Below are 13,178 nucleotides of genomic sequence, written 5' to 3'. Positions count from 1 at the left end.
CATGGGACAATGGCTTGAACATACTGTATTTAGTGAAATAACTGCTCCTGTTGAGCAGGTTTGGCAAGTATGGAGTGATCTTGAAGCAATGCCCCTTTGGATGACATGGATCGAATCAGTTAAGACTATTGAAAATGAAACTACAACACTTCCAGATCTAACTGAATGGACATTAGCTGCTAATGGATTTCGCTTTAAATGGCAAGCTAAAATCAATGAAAGAATTGACAAGCAAAAATTAGAATGGTCATCTATTGGAGGTTTACCAACAAAAGGATCTGTAAGATTTTATGAAGAGAAAGAAAACTTCACCATTGTAAAGCTAATTATTTCCTATGAGTTACCTAAGGCATTAGCTAGATTTATGAAAGAAGATATTTTAGGAAAGCTAGTAACGAATGAATTACAAAATAATCTAGATAACTTCAAAGAGCTTGTAGAGAGTGGACATGGAAAATTATAAATAAAGACTAAACTTTAATAGATTGAATACACGCCTGAACTAAGCCATTTAAATCATGTTTTATTGCCTCTCCATCTAAGCGATCAAAATATTTTTTACAATTAATACTAGTCTGTGGTCCTATTGAAATAATCTTCACTTCTAATAATATTTCCTTCCATTTATGGCCAAAGAATTTCTGTAGCAATTTAGAAGTATGGAATGCAGTTTTAGCACTACTAAATACAATTAAATCTACTTTCCCATTGTTTATTGCATTAACAGTTTCTATTGGAATATTTTTTGGACAAGTTGATTCATAAGCAGGTACTTCCATCACAGAAGCACCTGCATCACTAAGAGTTTCAGCTAAAAGTGTTCTACCCCCCGTTTGAACTCTGGGAATCAAAACTCTCAAAGATGTTCTGGAAAGAGGAAAGTGCTTAAGAAAGCTATCAGCAATAAATTCTGGTGGTACAAAATCAGGAATCAGATTTAGTAATTTCAATTTTTCAGCCGTTTTTCTTCCCATTGCAGCAATGTTCAAATTCTTTGGCTTATTCGATAAAGAGGAACCAGCGAATTTCATTCTTTCATCAACTGCTTTAACGCCATTAGCACTTGAAAAAATAATCCAATCAAAATTATTCAAATCTAATAAAGCTTTATCCAAAAGAGTCCAGTCATCCGGAGGACCAATTACCAGTGCTGGCATATCTAAGACTTTAGCCCCTTGCTCCTCAAAGAGAATACGAGCTTCTGCTTGCTGATCTTGGGACCTTGTAAGAACTACTGTTTTCCCACTTAAAGGCAAATTTGGATCAATACTCATAAATTCTCAATACAATATTGATCATTATCTAATTTAATTTGTAAACTCTACACGATTATTTTTTTCAGTAAATTGATTCTTATTAGCTTTAAAAAGAAAATCAAGAATTTTTTGCTGCGCTGCTTGCATCTGTCCAGGGCTATACGCAGCTGGTATAGAAGACTTTAAAACAACTAATAACTTTTCCCAGAAATAAAAGCTGCCATATACAACTAAACCACTAAGAATATTTTTTTGCTGCAACTGTTCAACAACTTCTACCCAAGGCTCATTAGCATCTTTATTACCTCTAAAAGGGTTCCCGCGAACAAATAATTGAAGTAAAAAAGGTCCTTGATTAAAACGGTCTATTTCTAATGGCTCCATTGGTTTATCTTGCCAAGGGCTAACTCCCAAGGGATGATAAATAACATTTTTACATCCAAATTGTGATGGAATCCGCAAAGCCGGTGACGAGCTAGATAGATATGGGCATGGTAAAAGATCATCTATTCTAATTAAATTAACTAAATCTGGAGAATATTGAAAATTTGAATCATTTCTAGTTTCTATAGAAATATCAATTATATTATCAACTAAAGAGAGTTCTTTTGATTGCTCAAATTCTTCTCCTATCTGAAAAGAATAATCCTCCTCAATAGAGTTCTTACTTATTATATTTAACTTTGACATTTCTCGATTCCTTCGCTCTAAAGAATATTCAAGTTTTTCAAAAGGGATCCTCCCAGAAAGGAGGGCTTCAACAATTGCATCAATAGCTTGAACAGGCTCCAAAGGCATAAGAATCAAATCTGCACCTGCTTCGAAAGCCATTACCGCTGCTTCTCCACTGCCATATCTATGACTAATCGCTTGCATTACCAAAGCATCAGTAACAACCATGCCCTCAAAGCCAATTTCATCTCTAAGGAGACCGCTTAATATCTTTTCTGAAAACGTCGCTAAAGAAGTAGGATCAATCGCTTGAAAAAGTATATGAGCAGACATAACGCTATTTACTCCTTGCTCGATAAGAGCCTTAAAAGGGATTAGTTCTATTTCCTCTAATCGGGCAATATCACTTTCAACAATTGGTAATTCCAAATGAGAATCCACTTGGGTATGACCATGCCCAGGGAAGTGTTTTGCACAACTGAGGACTCCTTCAGATACAAGGCCTCTATGAAAAGCGCATACAAGGGCAGACACAGTATTAGGGTTACATCCCCAAGCCCGCATATTAATTACAGGATTCAAAGGATCGCTATTTACATCACACACTGGTGCCAACACCCAATTCAATCCACATCGACGAGCCTGAGCCCCAATACATTTGCCGTATTCTTGAGCTAATAAAAGAGCCTCTTTAGGGTTTTTCAAGTATCTAAGACCTAAAGCCATAGGAGGTGGCATCCACGAACCGCCTTCAAATCTTTGGCCTACTCCTTCTTCAACATCTGCACATAGAAGAATTGGTTGATTAGACCAAGTGCTGAGTTTATTGCATCTATCTTTGATTTCATGAACAGTTCCCCCATGCAAGATTACTCCGCCCACTCCTTCTTCCAAAAGCGTTTTTAGTTCTGAATTCGATAGTTCCCATGAGGGATATTTCCTTTGAGAATCGAGTGCATGACCACTAGCTCTTACAACTACAAGCTGAGCAACCTTTTGACGAAGATCTTTTCGAAGTGGGGAAGACAAAGCTACTCTTGGAATTCAATCAATTTTTTATCTTTAATATTTCGCTCTGCCTCCAGCTTTTCCAAAAGATTCAAAACAGATATCCCCTTTTCCATTCCTCGATCTAATTTAAAAACAACTTCAGGTGCTCGTCGCATCTGTAATCTCCTTCCCAATTCGCCTTTAAGAAAAGATTGAGAGGCTTCTAAGCCAGAAAAAACTTCATCTTTCTGAATCTCATTTCCATAAATGCTCACAAAAATCTTGCAATGCTGAAGATCTCCAGAAACTTCAACTTCAGTAATTGTAATCATTGTGGTATTCACTCTTTGATCTCTTATCCCATTGCTTAGCAACTCACTCATCTCCTTTCGGATCAGTGCAGCTACTTTCTCAACGCGGCGACTTTGAGCCATGACTAAATCAAAGATGAGGGAAAGACCATACCTTTAACAATAAAAAATAGTGTGAGAAGACCACTAATCAAAGCCCCTATAAGGGATATTGCAGTTATAGGATTACTACTCCTGCGAACCAATGGTTCTATAGCAGCAAAAAAAACGCCAAGGATAATTGTTATGAGATACTTTGGATATCTAGAAACATTGGAAAAGAACTCACCCATTGTTTTCTCTATTTCATATCCTTAATAGCTACTCTGACCTTGTTTGACTCGAAAACTTTATGTTGGAACTCTATCAATTTGAGCATTCAGCATTTTGTCTGAAGGTCCGGTTGTTCTTGCAAGCCAAAAACCTGCAATACAAAGTCGTTGAAATCACTCCTGGAATCGGCCAAATTAATGTATTTAAACTTTCTGGTCAAAGGCAGGTGCCTGTTTTAAAAGATGGTGAAACTATTGTCTCTGACTCAAGTGAAATTATTCAATATATAGAAACTATCACAAATGAACCTGAGCTTTTACCTAAAAAACCTCACGAAGCAGCAATGGCTCATCTTATCGAAGATTGGGCAGATACAACCTTGGCAAAAGCGGCTCGTTTGGAACTCATCAAAGCAGCAGCAATAGACCCATCATTAAGAAAAGCGCTATTACCTAATGATTTACCAAACTCATTTAAAGGTTTAATTGACAACTTGCCTTGTGAATTTATGAATGGTTTAACAGAAGTTCTGAATCAAGGGCAAAGTACTGCATTACTCAACAGTCTTGAAAAACTATCAAATTCTGTTTCTTCACAACCATGGCTGGTTGGAGATTCTCTAAGTATTGCAGATATAGCAGTAGCAGCTCAATTGTCCTTACTAAGATTTCCTTTTTCATCAGGAGAATCTCTTTTTGGCAAAGGATGTCTTGGTTTTGCAGACAATCCTCGATTAGATCCTTTATTTACTTGGCGTGATCAGCTTGAAAAGAAATTAATAGAGACTGATCCAGCAATTTTATAAATCACTTAAAAATGTCTAATCCACTAATTCGAGATAATGAAAATTATGTAGTCATGGAACCTTGCAAAAATGAAAAACTACTTACTTCAAAAGAAACTCTTCAATGGTTAGAAAATTGGTTGAATCAAATGGATGAGCTGCCTGAAGATTTGAAAGAACATCCTTCTAATGTAGAAGCCGCGCAAAGGTTATTAGATACTGCATGCGACCTAGAGATAACTCCAGGTTTTAATATCCAATGGTTTGCTGTGCGTCTTAATCCTCCTGAACTCTAATTATTTCAGACAATTTTTTGAAAATTACTAAGGCAACTTCTTCAGGTGTTTCCCTCTCGATAGAGATATGTAAATCTGCTTCAGCATATGACAAATAGCGTTGCTTTATTAAAGAGTCCAAGACGTCTTTAGGATCTTTATTGTCCAACAACGGGCGAACAACCGTTTTATCAGACTTCAACCTTGCAAACAAAAGTTCCCGATTTGGATCCAGCCAAATAACAATTCCTTGATGTAAAACACCCCAGTTCTCAGAACGAGTTACAAGACCTCCTCCAGTTGCAACAACCAAGGAATGTCTTTGACCAATTTGCTTGAGAACTTGAGTCTCAATATCACGAAAACCATTTTCACCTTCTTCTCTAAAAATCTGTGAAACGGAAGATTTAGCTACTTTCTCAATTAATTCATCCTGATCAATAAAACTATATTTCAGTAATTTAGCAAGATGCGGCCCTGTAGTGCTCTTTCCTGAACCCATCATTCCTACTAGATAGATAATGCGGCCTCCTAATTTTTTTATCACTTGATTAGGTCTCAATTTATAAGTCATAAAAACAGATGAGCGAATAAGTAATTAAGATGGTGATCTTGATGTGAAAATTCAATGAATGGTGTCACATCTATGAATACACATGGGAAAGGACGCCACTGTGTAATAACTCGTCGAGCATTATTTAGTGCAAGTCACCAATATTCGCTCCCGGAATTATCAGCTAATGATAATTCAAAGCAATTTGGAAAATGTGCAATACCTCCTGGCCATGGACATAACTATGAATTGATTGTCTCTATGGCAGGATCATTAAATGTAGATGGCATGGTTCTAAACCTTTCAGAAGTTAAACATGCTATTAAACAGCAAGTAACAAGCCAGCTTGATTTTCGCTGCTTAAATCAAACATGGCCAGAGTTTGATATGTCCAAGCCAGAAGGCTGCTTGCCAACTACAGAAGCATTGACACGAATAATCTGGAACAGACTAAAGTGTTATTTGCCGCTAGTCTCGTTAAGGCTCTATGAACAACCCTCACTATGGGCTGACTATCTTGGAAAAAATATGGAAGCATTCTTAACCATTAAAAAACACTTTTCGGCCGCTCATCGTCTTGCAAGAGAAGAGCTTTCGCAAAAAGAAAATGAAATGATCTATGGGAAATGTGCCAGAACAAACGGACATGGGCATAACTACTTCGTCGAGATTACAGTTAAAGGAACAATTGACAAAAGAACAGGAATGCTTTGTGACCTTGCTTCACTTGAGCAATTAGTAGAAGATTTAGTGATAGAACCTTTCGATCACACTTTTTTAAATAAAGACATCACTCACTTTTCCAATTGTGTCCCCACGGCAGAAAATATTGCTCTTCATATCGCTGATATATTAAATAATCCTATTCATAGTATTGGTGCAAGTCTTCATAAGATTCGCCTTCAAGAAAGTCCTAACAATGCTGCAGAAATATATACAGACATAACAAGCTTAAATGACTTAAAAGCCAACACATATAAATAATTATAGTTGAGCTTACCTTGGATCCGTCTAGTTCTAGCAATAAGCCTTGATGGGAGGCTAGCTCCTTCCAATGGAGGGAAAGCCAATCTAGGAGGCGAAGGCGACAGAAGAGTATTAGAGGAAGCTTTAGCATGGTCAGATGCAACTTTAATGGGGAGCGGAACACTAAAAATTCATAAAAATACTTGCCTAATTCATGACTCAAAATTGATTCGAGAAAGACATACTCAAGGGCGCTCTACTCAACCAATCTCTTTAATAATTAGTAAGCAATCATCATTTCCTCAAACATGGCAATTCTTCAGACAACCCATTACAAGATGGCTATTAATACCAAAAGCTAAAACACAAATATTTACTTCAGAGGGATTTGAACAACAAATTGTAATGCAAGATAATTGGTCAGGAACTCTTCATGATCTAAATCAAAAAGGATGCTCAAGAATAGTTCTTCTTGGAGGTATTCAACTTATTACATCTCTGTTATTAGAAGACAAAGTAGATGAATTGCAACTTACTTTCACCCCTAGGCTGTTAGGTGGAAAATACACATGGACTGCATCAGGCAAAAATAGTCTGCCAATAGAATTAACTAAATCAGATGCTTGGCATCTCAAAGGAATAGAAGAACTAGGAAAAAATGAAGTAATGATCAAATACTTACGGAAAAGATCTTGAAATCATCAACAACATTTCGTTGGCACCGATCAATCAAAGAAATCCCACGAGAAAAATGGGCGCACCTCGTCAACAAAAAGGTGCTGCCTTTCTATGATTGGAATTGGTTAAATGCACTAGAAGAATCAGAGAGTGTCTCATCAAGATACGGTTGGCAACCATTACATCTTTCACTTTGGGAGAATAATAGATTAATTTCGCTAGCTCCTCTTTACTTAAAAAATCATAGCTATGGAGAATTTATTTTTGACCAAGCCTTCGCAAATCTCTCGAATCGCTTGAGCGTACCTTATTACCCAAAATTAATAGGAATGAGCCCACTTAGTCCTATAGAGGGATATAAATTCTTTATTTCTTCTGAAAAAGATTCTAGAGAGATAACAGAAGTCATGATGAAAATTATTGATGAATTTGCAATTAATAATAATATTTCGAGCTGCAATTTCTTGTACGTAGATCCATCATGGAAGAAACATGGTGAGTCCGCTAATTGTTCAAGTTGGATTAATAAACAAACTCTTTGGAGCTCTCATGGTGAGCAATCTTTTGAAGATTATTTAGCAAGGTTCAATTCCAATCAACGTCGTAATATCAAAAAAGAAAGACAATCAATTACAAAAACAGATTTAAGAATTTCTATAATAAATGGCGAGGAAATTAACCTAGCAATGATGGAGATGATGCACAATTTCTACGAAGCTCATTGCTCTAGATGGGGTGCATGGGGAAGTAAGTATTTAACCAAAGCATTTTTCGAAAGGTTAGCCAATAAAGATTTAGCTAACAACATTGTTTTATTTAATGCAAATCGTGGCAATCCAAAAGAACCAATTGCAATGTCTTTTTGTATTACAGATTATCAAACTCTTTGGGGCAGATATTGGGGAAGTAAAGAAGAAATAAAGAATCTTCATTTTGAACTCTGTTACTATTCACCAATTTCTTGGGCGATAAAAAATGGTATCAAGGAATTTGACCCAGGAGCAGGCGGAAATCAAAAGATGAGAAGAGGTTTTACGGCAACACCTCGTTTCAGTCTTCATCGTTGGTATGACAATACAATGGCTCAAATTATTAAAGATTGGCTCCCTAAAGCAAACAATATGATGAAAGAAGAAATCAATGCTTCAAACAATGAAGTTCCATTCATACATACAAAAATTGACTTATAATCAATCAAAGATTAATTTCTCTATGGAAGTAAATAATAAACCAAATAAAACTTCTATTGAAGATAGTAATGATTCAATAAAAAAAGGAATATTAGCCTATGACAATAATGAAAAGCAAACTTTATTTAAGTTTTTAGGTATCGAACTGACAGCCCCAAAAGGATTAAAAAATCCAAGAATTATTTACATTTCTTTTATTCTTATTAATCTTCTTTTGCTTATACTTATAAAAAATATAATTCTAAATTAAATATTGTCTTCTACTTACTTATTAAGCAATATTAAATTCTTAGTATAATGCACATTATTTAATAAACCTGCTGCAAATGAATTTAAATATTCTGAGCAAAATATTTCTTTTAACAAGCTTCTGATTTTCTATTTGTAAATATTTTGCTAAATTAAAATTATGAAGCAGATTCTTTCCCAAAAAGAACAGTTTATAAATAATCTCGATGAGAAGTATTCCCAAAGATTTATTGAACTGGACCCATCTGGATATTTTCTAATCAAAGTGAGCCATGAAACAAATGAATTAATAGTCGAGCATTTCAGCAACAATATTGACGAAACAGGGTTAGCAACAGATCCAGAAACAGGTGAGCCATTAAAATGCAATGACAATAAAGAACGTAGCCCTATTAAGGTCTTTAAAGGAAAAAGTGCTAAAGAGATTGGCATCCAAATCACAGAAGGGCACGTTCCAAAACCTTTAACCAAACTTGACCATGCTCTTTATCTTGGGAGAGAACTGCAAAAAGCTGAGTTCTGCCTAACAAATGGAAAGCCTTATGTACAAGACTAAAAAAACTAACTGTGCTTTACACAAAAGGCACCTAAATCTGTTCTAATAATGAAAAGTTGATCTTTCAAATGGGAATCTTATTCTATTTAGCTCTTGTCGGTCTAGGCCTCGGAGCAGCTTTTGCTATGAATAAAATCTTAAAAGCCGTTAAATTAATATAGTTTATTTACTTAAAATCAAATAAATCCCTAATTCATTAAATAGATATTTTCTTCTAAGTACTTAAATACTTAAACCACTTAAACTGTAGTCATATTCCCACTCAAACGACCTGCCCCGTTAAATCATATAAATCTGCGCCAGTAATAAGAGCAGGAGTCATCATCCCTATATTCAGTTGATTAGTAAAAGTATTATTAATTTGCAGTCTTACAAAACCATCAACTTCTGGAGAAAAGCGCGCACAACGTCCTACAAATTCTGCACTATCTTTATCTTCTCTCTCAATTAATACATCTACAGTTCGTCCAATCCAATTTTGATTCTTAAGTTCAGCAATAGGTTGTTGAATAGAAATTATCTTATCTTTACGAGCTTCAGCAACGCTAAAAGGAATTTGATTAGCAAGAGATGCTGCTTTAGTACCTGCTTCAGAAGAAAACGTAAATACACCAATGTGATCAAATTGCTGGGTTTGAACAAAAGAAACCAAATGATTAAAGTGCTCTTCAGTTTCGCCAGGAAAGCCAACTATCAAAGATGTCCGAAAAATAGCATCTGGCAATTCAGATCTAATTCTATCGAGCAAAGAAGCATTTAAATCTAACTGCCAAGGTCGATTCATTAATCGCAGAACATCAGGGTGACTATGTTGCAACGGCAAATCTAAATAAGGTAATAGATTTGGAACTTCCCTAAAAGCCTTTATCACTTCAGAAGTCAGCCCAGTAGGATATGCATAATGAACACGAATCCAAGGAATTTCAACGTCGCCAAGTTCCCTTAGAAGATCTGCAAGACAAGGGCGTCCATATAAATCTAATCCGTAATTCGTGGTTATTTGACTTATTAAAATCAGCTCTTTAACACCCTGTTTAGCTAGTTGATTAGCCTCTGCAACAATTGATTCAATAGATCGACTTCGTTGCATTCCTCTGAGTTTAGGAATAATGCAGAAAGCACAGCTATAGTCACAGCCTTCTGCGATCTTTAAATAGGCAACTGCTTTACCAGTGGTTCTAAATCGAGGTAATTTTTCATCACCAACAAAAGTTGGATTGTTTGAAACTTGGTTAACTATTTCCCCTTGTTCAATTCTTTGAAGAACATTCAAAATATTTTGATAATCGCCCGTACCGATAATTGCCTTTGCTTCTGGTATGGACTGAAGCAACTCTTCTTGAAAATGTTGAGCAAGACACCCTGCAATAATAATTTCTTTATCCTGCTCAGCCAGACCTACTAATACACGAACAGATTCTTCTCTTGCATCTTGAATAAAGCTACAAGTATTAACTACTACAAGAGATGCTTCAGAAGGGTTAGTGCTTATTGAATATCCCCCTTGATCTAGTAAGCCCATCATATGTTCAGTATCCACCAAATTCTTTTCACAACCCAAATGCACAAACGCAACGGTTGGATTATTTTCTAAATTAAGAGTAGTTTTCTCTATAATTGGCTAATGCAGTCTCTTTCAATCATTATTGAAAGAGAAAATAAAATCAATGTTCTTTATAATTTTATGGCCATTTTAAATTAAAAAAAAAGACTACTATCAGTAAAATTGTCAAAACTCAGCATTTCATCAAATCACTAATGGGGACAAATCGCCTTAAAAGTCGTCGAAGACAAGATCAAGGTTCCAAGTTGGCAAGAATTTTTATCGCAATCCTTGGAACAATAGGAGTGATAGATACAGGCTCAATCACCTTGGAAAGATGGGGTTGGATCAATTCACTTTCATGCCCAGGTGGTCTCGAAGGGTGTGACAAAGTCTTAAAAAGCGCTTGGGGAACAATTTTTGCGATCAATGGCTTCGAGATTCCTTTATCTTTTGTAGGATTTCTTAGTTATTTAGCAATACTTTTTCTAGCAATAATTCCTTTTTCGCCTTTGGAGTCAGGAAAAAAGATAGACCTTTCTAGGAATACTTGGTGGGGATTATTTATTATCTCTACTTGCATGACTATTTTTAGTTTTGTGTTAATGGGAATAATGGTCATGAAAATTCAAGCTTTTTGTTTTTTCTGTATTTTGTCTGCTGTCATATCAAGCTTAATTTTAATATTAACGATAATTGGTGGAGGCTGGGAGGAAAAGAGAGACTTGCTTTTTAGAGGACTATTAATAACCATTGTTGTCTTATTAGGAGGACTTATTTGGTCATCTTCAGTAGATCCAAATAAAAAAGAAACTTTAATAATTGATAGTAATTTAGGACCAATTATAGAAAATAAGAGTTCTTTAGCAGCAATTGAATTAGCAAATCACTTAAAAGAGAAAAATATTATTCTTTATAGTGCATATTGGTGTCCTCACTGTCATGATCAAAAGGAAATGTTTGGTAAAGAAGCAGCATCTAATCTAATATCAATTGAATGTGCTATCGATGGAAATAATAGCAAGCCTGAGCTTTGCGAAAGTAAAGGTATAACAGGGTTCCCGTCATGGGAAATAAAAGGTAAAATAGAGTCTGGAGTTAAAAGTCTTGATCAATTAGCTGAGCTTAGTGAATATAAAGGATCTAGAGATTTCTAATAATTCTTGATAAATTACTCTCTAACTGGTCTTGTTGAGATTGTTTGACCTTTTTTCTGCCTAGAGTGACATCTCCAATAAGGTAATGTTGCGGGTGAATCTAATCGATAATGTCCTCCTCTACTTTCCGTCCGAAATAAGCAGGCATTTAAAGTTAATAAGCACGTCAATTTACGATGATTTAAATCCAAAAGAAGATTCAATTTCCTTCGAGTACCTTCATCAAACGAATTACATATATCAATTGATTGATTACTAACTAACTCTAACAAAGCGTTCTTATTTAGAGAATCTAAATCTAATCGTATATTGTTCAAAGCATCTTGCATTCCTTTCTTAGAACGATTAACACCTACTTCTTTCCAAAATAATTTTCTTAAGTCTTCTATAGAAGATTGCAAGTCATTCTCACTTTGCTCACAATCTAAATTATTTGAAAGTTTAGTCAGAAAAGTTTGATTTGAAATGATATTTTTACGAGAGGATTCCGTTACATTAATAACAGACATTTGACTTGCAAATACCAAACATTCCAATAAGGAGTTGCTGGCCAGTCGGTTTGCACCATGTACTCCAGTACATGCAACTTCTCCGACGGCATAAAGTCCTGAAACTGATGTTGCTGCTTGCATATCAGTAGCAACGCCACCCATCCAATAATGTGCTGCTGGAGCAACTGGTATCAAATTATTCAGGGGGTCAATACCCATTTCTCGACATCTTTGAATAATGGAAGGGAAGCGCGCAAAAATTTTTTCTGGAGGAATATTCATTAAATCAAGCCCTATATGACTTACACCTTGCGATTGCATTGTCTTTACAAGAGCTCTACTAACCTGATCTCTAGGAGCAAGATCCTTTCTCAACAAATGAGCGACAGGACTATTGCCATCACGATCAACTAATACAGCTCCCTCACCTCTAACAGCTTCTGAAATTAAGAAAGACGTAGCCCCTTGAAGCTTAAGTGCAGTTGGATGAAACTGAAAAAACTCAAGATCCTCTATAGCTGCACCTGCTTTCCAAGCCAAAGCCAAACCTTCTCCGCAGGCTTGAGCAGGATTTGTTGTATTTGCAAACAAATGTCCGCCCCCTCCAGAAGCTAAAACAACAGCCTTGGATTGAATCCAATAAAGCAAAGGACCATCTAAAACTTGTACTCCATCGCAGCAATTATGCTCAACCAAAAGCTGCGTAACTCTTACGCCTCGACAATGAACAATATTAGATCTTTTCTCAACTTGTTCTCGCAGTACATCAACTAAAGCTCTCCCTGTGCGATCCTGAACATGTAATACACGCCTATGACTATGAGCAGCTTCTAGTGTTGTAGCTAATCCTTTAGAGTCTCTATCAAACTCCATTCCTAACTTCTGAAGCCGCTCAACGCATTGAGGAGCATGTTCCACAAGCATTTTCACTGCATCAGTATCACACAAACCACATCCTGCTCTGAAGGTATCATCTGCATGACTTTGTAAACTATCTTCTTCTCGAGTAACTGCAGCAATACCTCCTTGAGCCCATCGACTTGCAGATCTTTTGCTCGTATTACGATTAAGAAGCAAGATTTTCAAGTGAGGTGGCAATTCAATGCATGTCATCAACCCTGCAGCACCAGCACCTACAACAATCACATCCCAAGAATTAGAAGTAATACGCGCAGAGTTCATAGTTAATCTTTTT

17 protein-coding genes are annotated in these 13,178 nt (G+C 36.0%); 10 read left to right on the top strand and 7 right to left on the bottom strand.

What is annotated here, in order from left to right; genetic code table 11:
* The first annotated feature begins 1 nt into the window (after position 1).
* Positions 2-463, top strand: coding sequence for an SRPBCC family protein (locus tag PRO_RS00675; RefSeq protein WP_011124290.1), 462 nt, complete (start codon positions 2-4; stop codon positions 461-463).
* A 7-nt stretch (positions 464-470) separates the two neighbouring features.
* Here the strand turns inward: PRO_RS00675 and PRO_RS00670 are convergent, their stop codons facing one another.
* From PRO_RS00670 to PRO_RS00655, 4 genes are read right to left on the bottom strand one after another with little or no spacing between them, the layout of a single operon-like run.
* Positions 471-1,274 carry a uroporphyrinogen-III synthase gene (locus tag PRO_RS00670; RefSeq protein WP_011124289.1) on the bottom strand — a complete coding sequence of 268 codons (804 nt, stop codon included), beginning with the start codon at positions 1,272-1,274 and terminating at the stop codon, positions 471-473.
* A 33-nt stretch (positions 1,275-1,307) separates the two neighbouring features.
* Positions 1,308-2,957 carry a glycoside hydrolase family 3 protein gene (locus PRO_RS00665; protein ID WP_011124288.1) on the bottom strand — a complete coding sequence of 550 codons (1,650 nt, stop codon included), beginning with the start codon at positions 2,955-2,957 and terminating at the stop codon, positions 1,308-1,310.
* A 2-nt stretch (positions 2,958-2,959) separates the two neighbouring features.
* Entirely contained in the window at positions 2,960-3,352 is a 393-nt protein-coding gene (gene rbfA, locus PRO_RS00660; protein ID WP_011124287.1) for a 30S ribosome-binding factor RbfA, read from the bottom strand.
* A gap of 2 nt (positions 3,353-3,354) precedes the next feature.
* Positions 3,355-3,561 carry a DUF751 family protein gene (locus PRO_RS00655; protein WP_011124286.1) on the bottom strand — a complete coding sequence of 69 codons (207 nt, stop codon included), beginning with the start codon at positions 3,559-3,561 and terminating at the stop codon, positions 3,355-3,357.
* A 59-nt stretch (positions 3,562-3,620) separates the two neighbouring features.
* Here PRO_RS00655 and PRO_RS00650 point away from each other — a divergent pair, with 59 nt between their 5' ends.
* Together PRO_RS00650 and PRO_RS00645 are read left to right on the top strand one after the other, a co-directional pair.
* Positions 3,621-4,346, top strand: a complete 726-nt coding sequence (locus tag PRO_RS00650; RefSeq protein WP_011124285.1) for a glutathione S-transferase family protein — start codon at positions 3,621-3,623, stop codon at positions 4,344-4,346.
* An 11-nt stretch (positions 4,347-4,357) separates the two neighbouring features.
* Positions 4,358-4,621 carry a chlororespiratory reduction protein 7 gene (locus PRO_RS00645; protein WP_011124284.1) on the top strand — a complete coding sequence of 88 codons (264 nt, stop codon included), beginning with the start codon at positions 4,358-4,360 and terminating at the stop codon, positions 4,619-4,621.
* Here PRO_RS00645 and PRO_RS00640 read toward each other — a convergent pair.
* Positions 4,602-5,174 carry a shikimate kinase gene (locus PRO_RS00640; protein WP_011124283.1) on the bottom strand — a complete coding sequence of 191 codons (573 nt, stop codon included), beginning with the start codon at positions 5,172-5,174 and terminating at the stop codon, positions 4,602-4,604. The genes PRO_RS00645 and PRO_RS00640 overlap by 20 nt on opposite strands.
* 54 nt (positions 5,175-5,228) lie before the next feature.
* On the opposite strand from PRO_RS00640, the gene PRO_RS00635 reads away from it, so the two are divergent.
* From PRO_RS00635 to petL, 6 genes are all read left to right on the top strand, one after another.
* Entirely contained in the window at positions 5,229-6,137 is a 909-nt protein-coding gene (locus tag PRO_RS00635) for a 6-pyruvoyl trahydropterin synthase family protein (RefSeq protein ID WP_011124282.1), read from the top strand.
* A gap of 6 nt (positions 6,138-6,143) precedes the next feature.
* Complete coding sequence (locus PRO_RS00630; RefSeq protein WP_011124281.1) at positions 6,144-6,815, top strand: RibD family protein; 672 nt, start codon at positions 6,144-6,146, stop codon at positions 6,813-6,815.
* Positions 6,812-7,987, top strand: coding sequence for a GNAT family N-acetyltransferase (locus PRO_RS00625; RefSeq protein ID WP_011124280.1), 1,176 nt, complete (start codon positions 6,812-6,814; stop codon positions 7,985-7,987). The genes PRO_RS00630 and PRO_RS00625 overlap by 4 nt, the downstream gene beginning before the upstream one ends.
* A 22-nt stretch (positions 7,988-8,009) precedes the next feature.
* Positions 8,010-8,237 (top strand): hypothetical protein, encoded by a 228-nt coding sequence (locus PRO_RS00620; RefSeq protein ID WP_011124279.1) that lies wholly within the window; start codon positions 8,010-8,012, stop codon positions 8,235-8,237.
* 159 nt (positions 8,238-8,396) lie between these two features.
* Positions 8,397-8,792 carry a DUF4346 domain-containing protein gene (locus PRO_RS00615; protein WP_011124278.1) on the top strand — a complete coding sequence of 132 codons (396 nt, stop codon included), beginning with the start codon at positions 8,397-8,399 and terminating at the stop codon, positions 8,790-8,792.
* Positions 8,793-8,860: 68 nt separating this feature from the next.
* Positions 8,861-8,953: a cytochrome b6-f complex subunit PetL gene (gene petL / locus PRO_RS09660; protein WP_011124277.1), complete on the top strand. Its 93-nt coding sequence runs from the start codon at positions 8,861-8,863 to the stop codon at positions 8,951-8,953.
* A gap of 101 nt (positions 8,954-9,054) precedes the next feature.
* On the opposite strand, the gene rimO is transcribed toward petL, so the two are convergent.
* Positions 9,055-10,410, bottom strand: a complete 1,356-nt coding sequence (rimO, locus tag PRO_RS00605) for a 30S ribosomal protein S12 methylthiotransferase RimO (RefSeq protein WP_052039709.1) — start codon at positions 10,408-10,410, stop codon at positions 9,055-9,057.
* A 140-nt stretch (positions 10,411-10,550) separates the two neighbouring features.
* Here rimO and PRO_RS00600 point away from each other — a divergent pair, with 140 nt between their 5' ends.
* Positions 10,551-11,492 carry a vitamin K epoxide reductase family protein gene (locus tag PRO_RS00600; protein ID WP_011124275.1) on the top strand — a complete coding sequence of 314 codons (942 nt, stop codon included), beginning with the start codon at positions 10,551-10,553 and terminating at the stop codon, positions 11,490-11,492.
* A gap of 14 nt (positions 11,493-11,506) precedes the next feature.
* On the opposite strand, the gene nadB is transcribed toward PRO_RS00600, so the two are convergent.
* Positions 11,507-13,165, bottom strand: a complete 1,659-nt coding sequence (nadB, locus tag PRO_RS00595; RefSeq protein ID WP_011124274.1) for an L-aspartate oxidase — start codon at positions 13,163-13,165, stop codon at positions 11,507-11,509.
* Between the last annotated feature and the right edge of the window lie 13 nt (positions 13,166-13,178).

This window comes from Prochlorococcus marinus subsp. marinus str. CCMP1375 (assembly GCF_000007925.1).
Taxonomy (GTDB): domain Bacteria; phylum Cyanobacteriota; class Cyanobacteriia; order PCC-6307; family Cyanobiaceae; genus Prochlorococcus_E; species Prochlorococcus_E marinus.
Note: the sequence above shows the minus strand (reverse complement) of the source record. Positions and strands in the feature narration are given on the sequence as shown.